Below are 15,725 nucleotides of genomic sequence, written 5' to 3'. Positions count from 1 at the left end.
CGATGTTCAGTCCCGCAGCGCTCCAGCCGGTTTGCCGGATGGCGGCCACCGGCACGTCGGGGCGCAAAGACCGATACGAAGACGCGATTCGATTGGCGCCCGTGCACTCTGCCGCGCGACGCCCAGGGAGAAAACCCAATGTCCGATGCCTATCCGAACGTCCAGCTCCACATCGACGGCGTCTGGCGCGACGCCGAGGGTGGCCGCCGCATCCCGGTCATCAATCCCGCCACGGAGGAGGAGATCGGTTCGGTCGCCCATTGCTCGCGCGCCGACCTCGACGCGGCGCTGGAAGCGACGGAGCGCGGATTCGCCACCTGGAGCAAGATGTCCGCCTTTGATCGGTCCAAGCTCATGCGCAAGGCCGCCGACCTGCTGCGCGAGCGCGCGGACGGCATCGCCCGCCTGATGACGCTGGAGCAGGGAAAGCCGCTGGTGGAGGCGCGGATGGAGACGCTGGCCGCCGCCGACATCATTGACTGGTTCGCCGAGGAGGCCCGCCGCGCCTATGGCCGGGTCATTCCGGCCCGCGCGCCCGGCGTCTACCAGCTCGTCATCAAGGAGCCGGTGGGGCCGGTGGCGGCCTTCACGCCGTGGAACTTCCCCATCAACCAGGTGGTGCGCAAGCTGTGCGGCGCCCTGGCGGCCGGCTGCTCCATCATCGTGAAGGCGCCGGAGGAGACGCCGGCCTCGCCCGCCGAGCTGATCCGCGCCTTCGTGGACGTGGGCGTTCCGGCCGGGGTCATCGGGCTTGTCTATGGCGTGCCGGCTGAGGTGAGCGAGTATCTCATCCCGCATCCCACCATCCGCAAGATCACCTTCACCGGCTCCACGCCCGTGGGCAAGAAGCTGGCGGCGCTCGCCGGCGAGCACATGAAGCGCGCCACCATGGAACTGGGCGGGCACTCGCCGGTGATCGTGTTCGACGATGCCGACGTGACCGCCGCAGCCAAGCAGATCGCCGCTGCGAAGTTCCGCAATGCCGGTCAGGTGTGCGTCTCGCCGACCCGCTATCTCATTCAGGAGAACGTCTACGAGGAGTTCGTGGACGCCTTCGTCACCGTCGCCAAGGGGGTGAAAGTGGGCAACGGCCTTGAGGCCGGGACCACCATGGGTCCGCTCGCCAACGAGCGCCGCATCCCGGCCATGGAGGCCCTCATCGCCGATGCCCGTCAGAAGGGCGCGGAGGTGGCGACCGGCGGCGGACGCATTGGAAACAAAGGCTATTTCTTCGAGCCCACGGTGGTCACCGGCGTCACCCGCGACATGCGGATGATGAATGAGGAGCCGTTCGGGCCGCTGGCCATGATGCTGCCCTTCTCGGATTTCGAGGAGGCCGTCACCGAGGCCAATCGGCTGCCCTATGGCCTTGCCTCCTATGCCTATACCCGCTCGGCCAAGACCGCCCAGCAGGTGGCGCACCGGGTGCAGGCCGGCATGATGACCATCAACCACCTGGGCCTTGCGCTGCCTGAGGTTCCGTTCGGCGGCATCAAGGATTCCGGCTATGGCTCGGAGGGCGGCTCGGAGGCCATCGAGGCCTATCTGAACCCCAAGTTCGTGTCGCAGGCCGGGATCTAACCCTCAGGCCGGAAATGACTTTCGCCGCCCTCCGGCTGGGCTGGAGGGCGGCGAGGGTTCAGGCGCCTACACCAGCATCTGCATGTCGCCGTCCACCGCGATGGCCTGGCCGGAGATGGTGGAGCCCATCGGGGACGACAGGAAAACTGCAACATTGGCAAGGTGTTGCGGCGGGATGAGGCGCTTCAGCGAGGTGGCGGAGAGGGCCATCGCCTGCACCTCCTCCATGGACATGTTGCGCTCCCGCGCCTTGTTCTCGAACACCGAGCGGATGCGCGGGCCGTCCACCGATCCGGGCAGTATGGCATTGGCGCGTATACCGAATTCGCCCAATTCCATGGCCAGCGACTTGATGAACCCGACCACCCCCCACTTCGCTGCCGCATAAGGCGAGCGGAGAGGAAAGCCGAAGCGGCCGGCGGCCGAGGAGAGGCCGATGATGGAGGCGTTGTCGCTCTCCTTCAGGGCCGGCACGGCGAGGCGGGTGACGTTGAAATGGCCGGTGATGTCCACCGCCAAAGTACGGTCCCAGTCCTCCGGCGAGATCTGGTCCACGCGGCCGGTGGGGCCGGCGATTCCCGCATTGTTCACAAGCACATCGAGGCCGCCGAGGCGGCCCAGCGCACCCTCCATGAAGGCGGCGACGGAGGCCCGGTCGGAGACGTCGCACCAGGTGCCGACGGCCCCCGGCGCGGTGTCGCCCAGGGCTTCCAGCGCGGCATCATCCACGTCGCAGACTTCGACCTTCGCCCCCTCCTTCAGGAAGGCGCGGGCGATCTCCAGGCCGATGCCGCCGGCGCCGGCGGTGATGATGACGCGGATGCCGGCGATGCCGAGGTCCATGGCGTTCTCCCTAGGTTTTCTAGTGGGGGTTCGGTGCAGTCAGGTGCCGGTTCGGGCGCATTCAGCTTTGAGTCAGTCCGGCAGCACGTCGCGCGAGAGGATGAAGTCGCCCGCGCTCCAGATATCCGCCACCAGCGCGTCGCGTGCCGCCTCCGGATCGCGGGCCTTGAGGGCGGCGACGAGGCGGGCGTGGTGGAGGTGGGCCTCCCCCTGCCGCACCCGCTCCGGGCCGGCGCGGAAATCGAGGTTGAGGACGGGACCGATCTGCAGCCAGAGGCCCTCGATCATGCCCATGAGGGTGGGCAGGTGGGCGGCGCGGTAGAGGGCGAAGTGCAGGTCCTTGTTGTGGCGCATGGCGGCGGCGCCGTCCGGTCTCTTCTTCCCCCGCTCGGCGGCGAAGGCGCGTTCAAAGCGGACCACCTCGGCGATCTCGTCCGCCGTCGCCTCGCGGGCGGCAGTGGCGGCGGCGAGGCCTTCGAGGCTCGTGCGGATGAGGCGCAATTCGGCGAAGCGGGCGCGGGGCATGAGGGGCACGCGCACGGCGCGGTTGGGCAGCACTTCCAGCGCGTTCTCGGCGACGAGGCGCGACACGGCCTCGCGCACCGGCATGGCGCTGGTGCCGATGGCGGCGGCGAGCCCGCGCAGGGTGAAGCGCTCGCCCGGGGCGGCGCGGCCGGAGAGCAGCAGCTCCTTCAGATCGCCATAGACCTGATCCGCCAGCGTCTGGCGGACGATGCGGCCGACGCGGCCATCGAGCGTTTCCGCCGGCGCCTCGCCGCGGGCCTCGGGGGCATCGCCATCGGTGGCGGATCGCATCTTGTGTTCCATGTTCCGCGTCTGCTATGTGTGATCACAGATAACAGATAGCCGAGCCATTCGGCAATCATTCCGGTGCGGTCCGGACGGGAAAAATCCTGCCACCGCAACATCCAAGCCGGATCCATGGGAGGAGACGACGCCGTGACTGACTTTCCGCTTCACGCCCGAATTGCGTCCGCATCCATCGGCCGCCGCACGCTCCTGAAGGGCGCCGGCGCGGCCGCGCTTCTCGGCGGCGTCGGCATGCCGGCGATCGTGAAGGCGCAGGCCGACACGGTGACCTTCGGCCATCTCACGCCGCTCACCGGCTTCCTCGGCCCGCTCGGCGCCTATGGCCAGATGGGCGTCCAACTCGCGGTGGAGGAACTGAACGCGGCCGGCGGCATCAACGGCCGCAAGATCAACCTCGTGATGGAAGACAGCGTGAACCCCGCCACCGCCTCCTCCAAGGCGGAGCGCTATATCGAGCGCGAGAAGGCGGCGGTCATCATCGGCGAGATCTCGTCCGCCTCTGCGCTGGCCATTGCCCAGGTTGTGGCGCGCAACAAGGTGGTGTTCGTGAACACGGGCGGCAATTCCGATGCGCTGCGCGGCAAGGATTGCAACCGTTACATGTTCCATGTGGAAGGCGCCAATACCCAATATGTGAAGGCGGTGGGCGCGGCGATGCTGCGTGACGGCCTCATCAAGGGCAAGAAACTCTTCTTCCTCACCGCCGACTATGCCTTCGGCCATGATCTGTCGCGCGTCGCCAAGCGCTTTATCGGCCAGAATGGCGGCGAGGTCATCGCCGACGAACTGGTGCCCACCGACGCAACGGACTTCTCGCCCTATCTTCTCAAGGTGCGCCAGTCGCGTCCCGACGTGGTGATCTCCAACCTCGCCGGAAACCAGATAACCAACTTCATCAAGCAGTATTCGGAATTCGGCCTGAAGTATCCGTTCGGCGGCTTCGGTTTCGATACGGCGGTGGCCTGGGGCGCCGGCAAGGGCACCTTCGGCGGCATCTGGCCCATGATCTGGCACCATGACGTGCCGACCCCCGGCTCGAAGGCCTTCGTCGCGGCCTTCGTGAAGAAGTTCGGCAAGCCGCCGGAGAACCAGGCCTGGGGCGATTACGTCGCCACCAAGAGCGTGGCCCGCGCCATGATCGAGACCAAGAGCACGGCGGCGGCCGACCTCATCGCCTTCTTCGAGAAGGAGCCGGAGCTGGACATCCTCAAGGCGCGCAAGGGCTATTTCCGCTCCTGGGACCATCAGCTCATCCAGGAGATGTACACGGTGACCGCCCGCCCGGTGGCCGAGGTCAAGGACCAGTGGGATCTCATGATCCTCGGCCCCGCCGTGCCCGGCGCGGAAACCGCCCTCTCGGCCATCGCCCCGACGCCGGAAGAGAACGCCTGCACCTTCCCCGCGGGGTGAGGGGGCGCGCACCTCCACAGGTGCCGGCCGACGGCTCTTGCGGCGCTGTACCCCTCACCCCAACCCTCTCCCGCAAGGGGAGAGGGGGCTTGGCCGGTTCGGGTCTGGAGGTCCGCTTCCTTTCACCGCCGTCATGCCCGGCCGTGTGCCGGGCATCCACGTCGGGCCGCCTGCGTTCTCCTCCCCTCTCCCTCGAAGTCGGCTGTTGCCGACTTCGACTTTCACGAACCGAACTCGGCAAGAGCCGAGTTCGGGCGGGAGAGGGGCCGGGGGTGAGGGGTGGGGATGTCTCCACAGGTGCCGGCCAACCGTTCTTGCGGCGCCGTACCCCTCACCCCAGCCCTCTCCCGCAAGGGGAGAGGGGGGCGAGCGGCGCGGGGTCCGCCGTCGATGTCTGTCAGTAAAAGCGCCTCAGGCCGGAGAAGACTTCATGCCCATGGAACTCGTCTTCCTCATCGAGCAATTGCTCAACGGGCTTCTTGTGGGTGTCGCCTATCTGCTGATCGCCCTCGGGCTCTCGCTCATCTTCTCCCTCGGCGGCATCGTGAACCTTGCCCATGGCGGCTTCTATGCCATCGGCGCCTATATCGGCGTCGAGGTCGGCAACCGCTTCGGCTTTCCCGCCGCCTTCGTCGCGGCGCCGCTGTCGGTGGCGCTCATCGGCATGGTCATCGAGCGCACCCTGTTCTCGCGCTTCTACCGGGCTGATCCCATCCTTTCGCTGCTGCTCACCTTCGGCCTCGCCATGGTGATCGAGCAGGCGCTGCGCATGGCCTTCGGCGCGACGCCCATTCCCTTCTCGATCCCCGAATTCCTGCGCGGCCAGATCTTCCTCGGCGATTTCATCTATTCGCGCTATCGCCTCGCCATCCTGGTGGTGGCGGCGGCGGCGGTGCTCGGCCTGTGGCTGCTGCTCCAGCGCACCGCCTTCGGCCGCGTGGTGCGGGCCGGGGTGCAGAACCCGGACATGGTGGGCGCGCTCGGCATCTCGCTCACCCCCTATCTCACGGCGGTGGCGGCCATCGGCATCGGCCTTGCGGGGCTCGCCGGCATCATGCTCGCGCCCATCTCCGGCGTGCATCCGGCCATGGGCTCGGAAATCCTCACCGCCGCCTTCGTGGTGGTGGTCATCGGCGGCCTCGGCTCGTTCTGGGGCGTGGTGGCGGCCGGGCTGCTGGTGGGCCTCGTGCGCGGGCTGACGGTCTACTTCATCCCGCCGGCGGCCGAGGCGTCCATGTACGTGCTCATGCTGGCGGTGCTGCTCACCCGTCCGCGTGGCCTGTTCGGCGAGCGCATCCTGCGCTTCGAGTGACCGCCATGCTGAAGACCTCCGCCGCCCCCAACGCTCCCGCCGTGACTGCGACACCTTCCTCTTCAGGAGCCGCGATGCTCGCCCGCAATGCCAACCTCATCGTCGCCGCGGTGGCTCTGGCTGTGCTGCCGGCGCTGCTGTCCGCCCTCGGCCTGACGGTGACCTCCGCCACCGACGTGGTGATCCTCGCGCTCGCCTGCATGGCGCTGAACCTGCTCGTGGGCTACACCGGCCTCGTCTCCTTCGGCCATGGCGCGTGGTTCGGCCTCGGCGCCTATGCGGCGGCGCTGCTGCAGCAGCGGCTGTTTCCCGACTGGGGCGTCGCCCTCGCGGTGCCGGCGGCGGCGCTGGTGACGCTGGCGGCGATCCCCGTGGGCTATGTGGTGCTGCGCCGGCGCGGCGTCTATTTCTCGCTGCTGACGCTGGCCTTGACCGCGCTCCTCTATACCGTCGCCTTCCGCTGGACGGCGGTGACGGGCGGCGAGAACGGGCTCGGCGGCGTCAATCGCGGACCCTTCTTCGGCCTCGACCTCGACCGCAACGCCACCTTCTACTGGGTGGTGGCGGCGGTGGCCTTCGTCATCATCTACAAGCTCCAGCGCTTCGTGCGCTCGCCGGTGGGCACGGTGCTCGTCGCCATCCGCGAGAACGAGCAGCGGGCGCGCTTCATCGGCTACGACACGCGGGCCTACAAGATCGCCTGCTTCACCCTGTCCGCGGGCCTCACCGCGTTCGCCGGCGCGCTCGTCGCCTTCAACCACCGCTTCGCCTCGGCCGATCCCATCGCCATCGCCTTTTCGGGCGAGCTGCTGGCCATGGTGGTCATCGGCGGCATGCGCTCCTTCCTCGGGCCGGCGCTGGGCGCGCTGTTCTTCGTGCTGTTCCGCGAATTCCTCTCCATGTGGACGCCGAACTGGCTGTTCTTCTTCGGCCTCCTGTTCATGGCCTTCATCGTCTTCTCGCCCACCGGGCTCGTGGGCGTCGCCGGCCGGCTTCTCGCGCCGCTGAGGAAGAAGACCATCGAGGCCGCCGCCATGGGCCGGCGCGCCTCCGCCGAGAAGCGGCCCTTGCCCTCCTCCCTCACCGCCCGCGCGCGGTGGGAGAGTCCCGCGCCGCTGCTCGAGGCGAAGGATCTTGCCCTCGGCTTCGGCGCCATCAAGGCGGTGCGGGCCGGCGCGGTGGCGGTGAAGGACCGCACGCTCCACGCCCTCATCGGCCCCAACGGCGCGGGCAAGACCACCACCTTCAACATGATTTCCGGCATGTTCGCCCCCCATGCCGGCGAGATCCGCCTCGCCGGGGAGCGCATCGACGGGCTCGCGCCCAACGCCGTGTGCATGAAGGGCCTCGCGCGCTCCTTCCAGATCACCAACCTGTTCCCGACGCTCAGCGTGGAGGAAAACCTGCGCCTCGGCGTGCAGGCCACCCACAAGAGCCGGCTCAATCCCTGGCGCGATGCCGCCGCCATCCCCGAGATCAATTCCGAGACGGCGGAGATGGTGGCCTTCCTCGGTGTCGCCGGCATGGAGAAGGCGGAGGCCGGCGCGCTCTCCTATGGCGGCCAGCGCCTGCTCGACATGGGCCTCGCCCTCACCTCCCGCCCGCGCGTGCTGCTGCTGGACGAGCCGCTCGCGGGCCTCGCGGCGGCGGAGCGCACCCGCGTCTCCAACCTCATCAAGGACATTTCCGCCGAGGTGCCGGTGCTGCTGGTGGAGCACGACATCGACCGCGTGTTCGAACTGGCCGACGCCGTGACCGTGATGGCCGATGGCGCTGTGCTGGTGGACGGCACGGTGGAGGATGCGCGGTCCGACAAGCGCGTGCAGGAGGTCTACATCGGCTCCGGTGCCGCGGCGCTCGCCGCCCGCGACCTTGAATCCGCCGCCACCGAGAAGACGATGCTGCGCCTCCACGGCATCGACGCCTTCTACGGCAAGAGCCGCATCCTCGCCGGCGTCTCGCTGGAGGCGAAGGAGGGCGAGATCCTCGCGCTGCTCGGCCGCAACGGGGCGGGAAAATCCACCTTGCTCAAGGCCATCACCGGCATCGTCAAGCCCATGAACGGCTCCCTGACCTTGGCGGGCGAAGAACTCATGGGCCTCTCCTCCGCCGCCATCGCCCGGCGCGGCGTCGGCTATGTGCCGCAGGGGCGGGCGCTGTTCCACGGCATGAGCGTGCGCCACAACCTCGAACTGGGGCGCCTCAAGCGCATCACCGGCGCCGGCCGGCACTTCAGCGAGGAAGAGGTGCTGGACCTCTTCCCCCGGCTGAAGGAGCGCATCGACACGCCGGCCGACCTCCTCTCCGGCGGCGAGCAGCAGATGGTGGCGGTGGCCCGCGCGCTCATGGGCGACACCCGCGTGCTGCTGCTGGACGAGCCCTTCGAGGGCCTGTCCCCGGCGGTCACGGAAGAGCTGTTCGACGCCTTCGACCGGCTGCGCCATGCGCTCACGCTCGTCATCGTGGATCACCATCTCGACGTGGTGCTGAACCTCGCCGACCGCGCCGTGGTGCTGGAGCGCGGCGAGGTGGTCCACGAAGGCCCCGCCCGCCCGCTGGCGCGGGACCTCGATCTGAGAAGGCAAGTGCTGTGGCTGTGAGGGGCGGCCGTGTGATCTCCGCGATCCTCCCCTCTCCCCTTGAAGTCGGCTGTTGCCGACTTCGACTTCCACCAACCGCACTCGGCAACTGCCGAGTGCGGGCGGGAGAGGGGGCGGGGGTGAGGGGGAGGGGCCTCTCCACCCTCGCACTCATCGGCCGAACGACACCACCCCTCATCCGTCTCGCGGCCTTGCCGCGATCCACCTTCTCCCGCGGGGGGAGAAGGGTCGTCCGGCTCTCGCACGGCGGCCTTCGGGCATCGCCGGCTGCGCCGACTTTTCCCCTGGGCCCCGGCTCGGCGCTCCGGCTGCGCCGTCGCTGGTCCGGGGCGCGGGTCTTTCTCGGAACGCGCGGACCCGTTCCCTCCGTCATGCCCCGGCTCGTCCGGGGCATCCACGGCGCCACAAGAGGGGTTTCTGGATGCCCGGCACGGCGCTTTCTGCGGGGTGGATCCCCCGGACGAGCCGGGGGATGACGGCGCTGTAAACACAAGGCGTCTGAGCTAGCCGCGTAACGGAATCGATTGAAGAGGCATCCATGACCAAGATCGCCATCATCGGCTCGGGCTTCATCGGCCGGGCCTGGGCCATCACCTTCGCCCGCGCCGGCTTCGACGTGGCGCTGGCGGACAAGGCGGAGGGCGCGCCCGAGGCGGCGCTCGCCTATATCGAAGGCGTGCTGCCGGACCTCGCCGCCAACGACCTGCTGAATGGCAACGCCCCTGAGGCCGTGCGCGCGCGCCTTTCCGCCGCTTCTTCCTATGCCGACGCGCTCGACGGCGCCGTCCATGCGCAGGAGAATGCGCCGGAAGACCTCGCCCTCAAGCAGGCGCTCTATGCCGAACTCGATGCGCTGGCGGCGCCGGAGACCGTGCTCGCCTCCTCCACCTCGGCGATCCTGCCCTCGCGCTTCTCGGAAGGCTTGAAGCATCGCGAGCGGGTGTGCGTGTGCCACCCCATCAATCCGCCCTATCTGATCCCCGCCGTGGAGGTGGTGCCCGCGCCGTGGACGGCGGCCGAGACCATGGCCCGCGCCGCCGATCTCATGCGCGCCGCCGGTCAGTCGCCCATCGTGATGAAGCGCGAGCTGGACGGCTTCGTGATGAACCGCATGCAGGGCGCGCTGCTGGAGGAGGCGTTCCGCCTCGTGGCCGATGGCTATGCGAGCGTCGAGGACGTGGACATCGGCATCCGCGAGGGGCTGGCGCTGCGCTGGTCCTTCATGGGGCCGTTCGAGACCATCGATCTCAACGCGCCCGGCGGCGTCGCGGACTATGTGGCGCGCTACCAGCAGATCTATGAGCGCATCTCGCCCGACCAGTGGCGCCGCGTGGATTGGGCCGGCCCGGTGCTGGAGACCGTGCTGGCCGAGCGCCGCGCGCGCCTGTCCCACGATGCGCTTCAGGAGCGGCAGGTGTGGCGCGACCGCCGGCTGATGGCGCTCGCCGCCCACAAGCGCAAGGCCGACAAGGATATCGGCGCCTGACCCTTTCCGACCCTTCGACATTCCCGAGAAACGAGGCAAGACCGCCATGAATGAGACCGTCATGACCGAGGCCGCCCCCGCCAAGAAATCCAATCGCAAGGTCATCATCACCTGCGCCATCACGGGGGCGATCCACACGCCCACCATGTCGCCCTACCTGCCCATCACGCCGGACGAGATCGTCGCCGACGCGCTGAAGGCGGCCGAGGCCGGCGCGGCCATCCTGCATCTGCATGCCCGAAACCCCGAGACCGGCCAGCCGGACCAGACGCCGGAGGCCTTCGCGCCCTTCCTGCCGCGCATCAAGCAGGCGACGAGCGCGGTCATCAACATCACCTCCGGCGGCAGCCCCTACATGAAGGTGGAGGAGCGCGTGCTGCCCGCCGCCACCTTCAAGCCGGAAGTGGCCTCCCTCAACATGGGTTCCATGAATTTCGGGCTGTTCCACCTGCTCGACAAGTACAAGGAGTTCAAGCACCCGTGGGAGAAGACGCATCTTGAGAACACGCGCGATCTCGTCTTCCGCAACACCTTCAAGGATATCGAATATATCCTGACCACCTGCTACGACAACGGCACGCGCTTCGAGTTCGAGTGCTACGACATCGGCCATCTCTACAATCTCGCGCACTTCCTGGAGCGCGGGCTGGTGAAGCCGCCGCTGTTCGTGCAGTCCGTGTTCGGGCTTCTCGGCGGCATCGGTCCCCATCCCGAGGACGTGATGCACATGAAGCGCACCTGCGACCGGCTGTTCGGCGATCAGTATCGCTGGTCCGTGCTGGGCGCCGGCCGCAACCAGCTCCCCATCGCCGCCATGGCCGCCTCCATGGGCGGCAACATCCGCGTGGGGCTGGAGGATTCGCTCTGGGCCGGGCGCGGCAAGCTCGCCACCTCCAACGCCGATCAGGTGAAGCTCGCCGCCAAGATCATCGAGGGCCTGGGCCTGGAAGTCGCAAGCCCCGACGAGGCACGCGAGATCCTCGAATTGAAGGGCGCGGACAAGACCAACATCTGAGGCCGCGCGGGGCGCCCCCACGCGGTTCCGCCATCGTGCGTCGGCTGCGCCGGCGCACGATGCGTTTCAGTGGATGCGCGCGTCAGCCGATGCGGGATTTGCCGATGATGGCGAAGCGCAGGCGGGAGGAGATGAAGTCGATCACCGCCACCATGATGAGCATCATCAGGATGAGAAACGACACCTTCTGCCATTCCAGCACGCGGATCTGCTCGGCGAGGTGAAGGCCGAGGCCGCCCGCGCCGACGATGCCGACGATGGTGGACTGGCGGGCGTTGGATTCGAAATAATAGAGCAGCTGGCTCGCCAGCACCGGCAGCACCTGCGGCAGCATGCCGAAGCGCACCGCCTCCACGGGCGAGCCACCGGTGGAGACGACGCCCTCCACGGGCTTGCGATCCAGCGCCTCCACGGCCTCGGAGAACAGCTTGCCCAGCTCGGCGAAGCTCGCGGTGGCGATGGCGAGGATGCCGGCGAACGGGCCGAGGCCCACCACCGTCACATAGATCAGCGCCCAGATCAGCCGGTCCACGCCGCGCACCGTGTCGAGCACGCGGCGGACAGTGAAATGGGCGAAGATGTTGGGGATGACGTTCTTCGCCGCGAGGAAGCCGAAGGGAAAGGCGATGAGTGCCCCGCCCAGCGTGCCGAGGAAGGCGATGGCCAGCGTCTCGCCCAGCGCGTGGATATAGAGCGGCAGCTGGGTGCCGGGATCGGGCGGCATCATCAGCGTGACGAAATGGGCGAGCTGCCCGATGCCGGTGCCGAGCCGGTCGAAATTGAAGCCGAGCTGCCAGAAGCCGAAGGCGGCGATGCCGGCGAACACCGCGATGATGACGCCCACGCGGACCCGCGTGTCGACGGGCGGCGCGACAAGGTGCGGATGGGCGGCGGCGAGGCGCGCGCGCTCCTCGCCCGAGAGGGTGATGCGCGCCCGGCTCATCGCTGCGCTCCGAAGCCGAGCAGGCGATGGCGCACCTGCTCGGTGACGAGATCGATCACCATCACCGTCGCGATGATGAGGAGGAGGATGGCGGAGACATCCGAATAATAGAACTTGCGGATGGCCTCCACGAGATCCTGCCCGATGCCGCCGGCGCCGACGAAGCCCATGATGGAGGCCTCCCGCACGTTGACCTCGAAGCGTAGCAGGCCGTAGGAGGCGAAGTTGGAGAGCACCTGCGGCACCACGGCGAAGCGCACGGTGGTGAGCCAGGACGCGCCGGAGGCGGTGGCGCCCTCCACCGGCTTCATGTCGATGTTTTCCACCACCTCGGCGAACAATTTGCCCAGCGCGCCCATGGTGTGGATGGCGAGGGCCAGCACGCCCGGCAGCGGGCCGAGGCCGAAGGCCACCACGAACAGCAGCGCGAACACCAGCTCCGGCACCGTGCGGCAGAATTCGAGAAAGCGCCGCGCGCCGAGCCGGATCCACGGGCTCCGCACCAGATTGGCGCTGGCGAGGAAGCACAGGCAGAAGCCGCCGATGGCCCCCATGAGCGTGCCAAGATAGGCGATCAGGATCGTATCCGCCAGCAGCTTCAGCCAGTGATCGAGGTTCCAGTACCACTCGGCGAGGTCGGCGCCGAGGGTGTCCCAGCGCAGGACCGGGGTGATGCTCCAGAAGTAATTGGGCAGCCGGTCGGCATGGGCGAAGAAGACCGCCGGCTTCACCTCGCCCATCCAGGCGGCGAGCACGATGCACACGGCGATCACGCCGGCGACGATCAGCGTATGCCGCCGCCGCGCCTGCACCGCCGCATCGTAATGGGCGATCAGCGGAGCGATCTGCTCGTCGGGCAGCCGGGTGATGGCGTGGGACAAGACCATGTTCTCCCTCGCGCCCCGGCCGACTGGAACGGAGCGGGAGCGCAGTGGAAGGAGAGCCGGGGCCCAGCGCAACACTGCGCCGGAGGCGGCTCAAACGAAAAGGCCGGCGGGCCATTGCCGGCTTCGCCGGACCTGACCCAGGGCCTCAGATTGGAGACCCCGGATCTACGCTCCGGCCGCGCCGTCGCTTGTCCGGGAGGGGGTTTCTTCCCGCCGTCATGCTCCGGCTTGACCGGAGCATCCATCTCTCCCCCGGGCAGCTTGCCCGCTCCTGCCATGGGTCCTCCGGTCAAGCCGGAGGACGACAGGGAGAGCGGCCTGCGGCACGCGGGCCGAGGAGAGGCGGAGAGCGCGCCTCAGCTCTTCTTCTTGCGCAGCTCGTCGACGAACTTGTTCAGCTCGATGATCTGCACATAGGCCTCGTTGTCGATGGGCTGCCAGGGCTGCTGCTTGCCTTCATAGATGCGGTCGAAGGCGGCCTTGTCCTTGGTCTGGATCGAGAAGAAGGCGTCGCGGATCTTGGCCTTCAGGTCGGCCGGCAGGTCCGAGAGATAGGCGAAGGGCGAGTTCACGATCTGGTCGGACGTGAAGATGATGCGGAAGTCGTCGTACTTCGCCATCCCCTTGCGCTCCATGCGCTTGAGGTTGGATTCCTGCGCGTCGTTCCACCAGTTGAAGGCGGCGTCGCAGGTGCCCTGCTGCACGGCGATGACGGCGTTCTCGTGCGAGCCGGCGTAGACCACCTTGCCGAAGAAGTCGTCGGGCTTGACGCCCATCTTGTTCAGGGCGAAGCGCGGCACGTTATTGCCGGAGGTGGAGTTGGGATCGACCAGGCAGAGGTTCTTGCCCTTCAGGTCCTCGATGGACTTGTAGGGGCTGTCGGCCTTCACATAGAGCACCGAGTGATAGCCCTTGGTGCCGTCGAGATTCACCTCGATGGCGAAGGCGTCGATCTTGGCGCCGGTCATCAGCGCGCGGGCGAAGGACGAGGGGCCGTAGGAGGCGATCTGGATGTTGCCGGCGCGCTGGCCCTCGATGACGGCCGCGTAGTCGTTGGCGACGCGCAGTGTCACCTTGGTGCCGAGCTCCTTGGAGAGATAGTCCATGAGCGGCTGGTAGCGGTCGGTCACGCCCGAGGCGTTCTCGGCCGGGATCACCGCGAACACCAGCTCGGGATACTTCGCCTTCCAGTCCTGCGCTGCGGCGGTGCCAGCGGACATCACGAGCGCGGCGGCGGCCGCGATCAGGCTACGACGGTTCAGCATGTCTGGTGCTCCTGTCGGACGAAATCGAACGTGAACAAGGCGATGCGGCCGGCCCGCGGTCGCGGGTCGGCGCGGGAGGCGCACGCTCAGGCGAGGGCGGCCGCTTCGGGGATACCGTCCTCAACGGTGGCGGGCCGGCCGGCCGGCATGTCCATCACCTCGCCGGCCTCGAGGCCGTAGAGGTCGTGCGCCACCGCATTGGTCAGCGCCGCCGGGGCGCCGTCGAACACCACGCGGCCCTGCGCCATGCCCACGAGGCGGTCGCAGTAGGCGCGGGCGAGATCGAGCGAGTGCAGGTTGCACAGCACGGTGATGCCGAAGTGCTTGTTGATGCGCAAAAGCGCATCCATCACGATCTTGGTGTTGCGCGGGTCGAGCGAGGCGATGGGCTCGTCGGCGAGGATCAGCGCCGGCTCCTGCGCCAGCGCGCGGGCGATGGCCACGCGCTGCTGCTGGCCGCCGGAGAGGCTGTCGGCGCGCTGCGCGGCGAGGGTGGCGATGTCGAACTGGTCGAGGGCGGAGAGGGCGATGGCCCGGTCATCCGCGCTCCAGCTCTTGGTGAGGGCGCGCCACGCGGGCACCGTGGCGAGGCGGCCCATGAGCACGTTGGTCAGCACGTCCAGCCGGCCGACCAGATTGAACTGCTGGAAGATCATCGCCGCCTCGGCGCGCCACTCGCGCAGCGCGCGGCCCTTGAGGGCGGTCACGTCCCGTCCGTCGAAGGAGATCCGGCCGGAGGAGGGGTCCTGCAGGCGGTTCACCATGCGCAGCAGGGTGGACTTGCCGGCGCCCGACCGGCCGATGACGCCCACGAAGGCGCCCTGGCCGATCTCGAGATTCACGTTGGATACGGCCTCCTTGTCGCCGAAGCGTCGGGTGAGGCCCTCGATCACCAGCATCCGCAGGCTCCCAGAGCACGCGACGGCCGGCTTGCAGGGCAAGCCGGCCGGACAGCGCAGTCTCGATCCAGTGGCCGGTGGTGGAGCGGGGGGACGGACCCGGACCGATCGCACACCGGCGCGTCGGACCGATCGATAGCGTTGCTCCGCAACACCCATATGACGATGGCGGAAGGATTGACGATGTTTGGAGGAGGGGATGCGGGGCGCGCGGTCGCAATCACGCTGGCGGCGGTGGGGGCGCCGGTGTGACAGGCCGTTTGTGACGGTGCCCCACGGGGTCCAAGCGTGCTGTCAAAGGCATGTCATGAAGGGCGGCCAGAAGGGGGACGGTATCCGGTAGCGCGACTGCCCGCGAGTCCGGACCCTGAAACGAGCGGCGCCGGGGAGTCTGGCTCCCCGGCGCCCTCGATCGACCGGACCTCGGTTCTTTGTGTTCTCGGGTCCCTAAGGGCGGTGGCGGGTCCGAACCTCAGACCAGACCAAACAGCACAGCGCCGACAAAGCCGAAGGCTGCGCACGTCTCGATCACGGTGAGGAGATGGCCGAATGTCACCTTGTGCCTCGCAGGGTCGATCTTGAGAGAAGCTTAACAAACTCTCAGACTGCGAAAAGAGGTAAGTTGTGCTGCATCGCCGCTGCAAACTATTGCA

Annotated in this window: 12 protein-coding genes; 6 read left to right on the top strand and 6 right to left on the bottom strand. The window is 68.1% G+C overall.

Features of this window, described 5'->3' with window-relative positions; all coding sequences use genetic code 11:
• Window positions 1-138: 138 nt before the first annotated feature.
• A complete protein-coding gene (locus J2126_RS05140) occupies window positions 139-1,581 on the top strand; it encodes an NAD-dependent succinate-semialdehyde dehydrogenase (protein ID WP_209484578.1) in 1,443 nt (480 codons plus the stop codon).
• A gap of 66 nt (window positions 1,582-1,647) precedes the next feature.
• Here the strand turns inward: J2126_RS05140 and J2126_RS05135 are convergent, their stop codons facing one another.
• Both J2126_RS05135 and J2126_RS05130 read right to left on the bottom strand, forming a co-directional pair.
• The gene (locus J2126_RS05135; RefSeq protein WP_209484576.1) at window positions 1,648-2,424 is read right to left on the bottom strand and encodes an SDR family oxidoreductase; all 777 of its coding nucleotides are present in this window, start codon (window positions 2,422-2,424) and stop codon (window positions 1,648-1,650) included.
• A gap of 72 nt (window positions 2,425-2,496) precedes the next feature.
• Entirely contained in the window at window positions 2,497-3,240 is a 744-nt protein-coding gene (locus tag J2126_RS05130) for a GntR family transcriptional regulator (RefSeq protein ID WP_245327211.1), read from the bottom strand.
• Between the two features lie 144 nt (window positions 3,241-3,384).
• Between J2126_RS05130 and J2126_RS05125 the strand changes: the two genes are divergently transcribed.
• The 5 genes from J2126_RS05125 (at window position 3,385) to J2126_RS05105 (ending at window position 11,078) form a co-directional block, all read left to right on the top strand.
• Window positions 3,385-4,665, top strand: coding sequence for an ABC transporter substrate-binding protein (locus J2126_RS05125; RefSeq protein WP_348634234.1), 1,281 nt, complete (start codon window positions 3,385-3,387; stop codon window positions 4,663-4,665).
• A gap of 436 nt (window positions 4,666-5,101) precedes the next feature.
• Window positions 5,102-5,977, top strand: coding sequence for a branched-chain amino acid ABC transporter permease (locus tag J2126_RS05120; RefSeq protein ID WP_209489863.1), 876 nt, complete (start codon window positions 5,102-5,104; stop codon window positions 5,975-5,977).
• 74 nt (window positions 5,978-6,051) lie between these two features.
• Window positions 6,052-8,577 carry a branched-chain amino acid ABC transporter ATP-binding protein/permease gene (locus tag J2126_RS05115; RefSeq protein ID WP_209484573.1) on the top strand — a complete coding sequence of 842 codons (2,526 nt, stop codon included), beginning with the start codon at window positions 6,052-6,054 and terminating at the stop codon, window positions 8,575-8,577.
• A gap of 538 nt (window positions 8,578-9,115) precedes the next feature.
• Complete coding sequence (locus tag J2126_RS05110; RefSeq protein ID WP_209484571.1) at window positions 9,116-10,063, top strand: 3-hydroxyacyl-CoA dehydrogenase; 948 nt, start codon at window positions 9,116-9,118, stop codon at window positions 10,061-10,063.
• A 46-nt stretch (window positions 10,064-10,109) separates the two neighbouring features.
• Window positions 10,110-11,078, top strand: coding sequence for a 3-keto-5-aminohexanoate cleavage protein (locus tag J2126_RS05105; RefSeq protein WP_245327210.1), 969 nt, complete (start codon window positions 10,110-10,112; stop codon window positions 11,076-11,078).
• Between the two features lie 82 nt (window positions 11,079-11,160).
• On the opposite strand, the gene phnE (J2126_RS05100) is transcribed toward J2126_RS05105, so the two are convergent.
• From phnE (J2126_RS05100) to phnC, 4 genes are all read right to left on the bottom strand, one after another.
• A complete protein-coding gene (gene phnE, locus J2126_RS05100) occupies window positions 11,161-12,021 on the bottom strand; it encodes a phosphonate ABC transporter, permease protein PhnE (RefSeq protein ID WP_209484569.1) in 861 nt (286 codons plus the stop codon).
• The gene (phnE, locus tag J2126_RS05095; protein ID WP_209489861.1) at window positions 12,018-12,902 is read right to left on the bottom strand and encodes a phosphonate ABC transporter, permease protein PhnE; all 885 of its coding nucleotides are present in this window, start codon (window positions 12,900-12,902) and stop codon (window positions 12,018-12,020) included. The genes phnE (J2126_RS05100) and phnE (J2126_RS05095) overlap by 4 nt, the downstream gene beginning before the upstream one ends.
• A gap of 362 nt (window positions 12,903-13,264) precedes the next feature.
• The gene (gene phnD / locus J2126_RS05090; protein ID WP_209484567.1) at window positions 13,265-14,173 is read right to left on the bottom strand and encodes a phosphonate ABC transporter substrate-binding protein; all 909 of its coding nucleotides are present in this window, start codon (window positions 14,171-14,173) and stop codon (window positions 13,265-13,267) included.
• Between the two features lie 86 nt (window positions 14,174-14,259).
• Window positions 14,260-15,072: a phosphonate ABC transporter ATP-binding protein gene (gene phnC, locus J2126_RS05085; protein WP_209484565.1), complete on the bottom strand. Its 813-nt coding sequence runs from the start codon at window positions 15,070-15,072 to the stop codon at window positions 14,260-14,262.
• Window positions 15,073-15,725 lie beyond the last annotated feature (653 nt).

Source organism: Xanthobacter flavus (assembly GCF_017875275.1).
GTDB lineage: Bacteria > Pseudomonadota > Alphaproteobacteria > Rhizobiales > Xanthobacteraceae > Xanthobacter > Xanthobacter flavus_A.
The sequence above is the reverse complement of the archived record's forward strand: the minus strand, read 5'-3'. Positions and strand labels throughout refer to the sequence as shown.

What these genes read in the sequence shown, in the direction of transcription:
- phnE (WP_209484569.1), bottom strand. Translation starts at nt 12,021, where the DNA reads ATGAGCCGGGCGCGCATCACCCTCTCGGGCGAGGAGCGCGCGCGCCTC.
- J2126_RS05105 (WP_245327210.1), top strand. Translation starts at nt 10,110, where the DNA reads ATGAATGAGACCGTCATGACCGAGGCCGCCCCCGCCAAGAAATCCAAT.
- J2126_RS05110 (WP_209484571.1), top strand. Translation starts at nt 9,116, where the DNA reads ATGACCAAGATCGCCATCATCGGCTCGGGCTTCATCGGCCGGGCCTGG.
- J2126_RS05140 (WP_209484578.1), top strand. Translation starts at nt 139, where the DNA reads ATGTCCGATGCCTATCCGAACGTCCAGCTCCACATCGACGGCGTCTGG.
- J2126_RS05135 (WP_209484576.1), bottom strand. Translation starts at nt 2,424, where the DNA reads ATGGACCTCGGCATCGCCGGCATCCGCGTCATCATCACCGCCGGCGCC.
- J2126_RS05130 (WP_245327211.1), bottom strand. Translation starts at nt 3,240, where the DNA reads ATGCGATCCGCCACCGATGGCGATGCCCCCGAGGCCCGCGGCGAGGCG.
- phnC (WP_209484565.1), bottom strand. Translation starts at nt 15,072, where the DNA reads ATGCTGGTGATCGAGGGCCTCACCCGACGCTTCGGCGACAAGGAGGCC.
- J2126_RS05120 (WP_209489863.1), top strand. Translation starts at nt 5,102, where the DNA reads ATGGAACTCGTCTTCCTCATCGAGCAATTGCTCAACGGGCTTCTTGTG.
- phnD (WP_209484567.1), bottom strand. Translation starts at nt 14,173, where the DNA reads ATGCTGAACCGTCGTAGCCTGATCGCGGCCGCCGCCGCGCTCGTGATG.
- J2126_RS05115 (WP_209484573.1), top strand. Translation starts at nt 6,052, where the DNA reads ATGCTCGCCCGCAATGCCAACCTCATCGTCGCCGCGGTGGCTCTGGCT.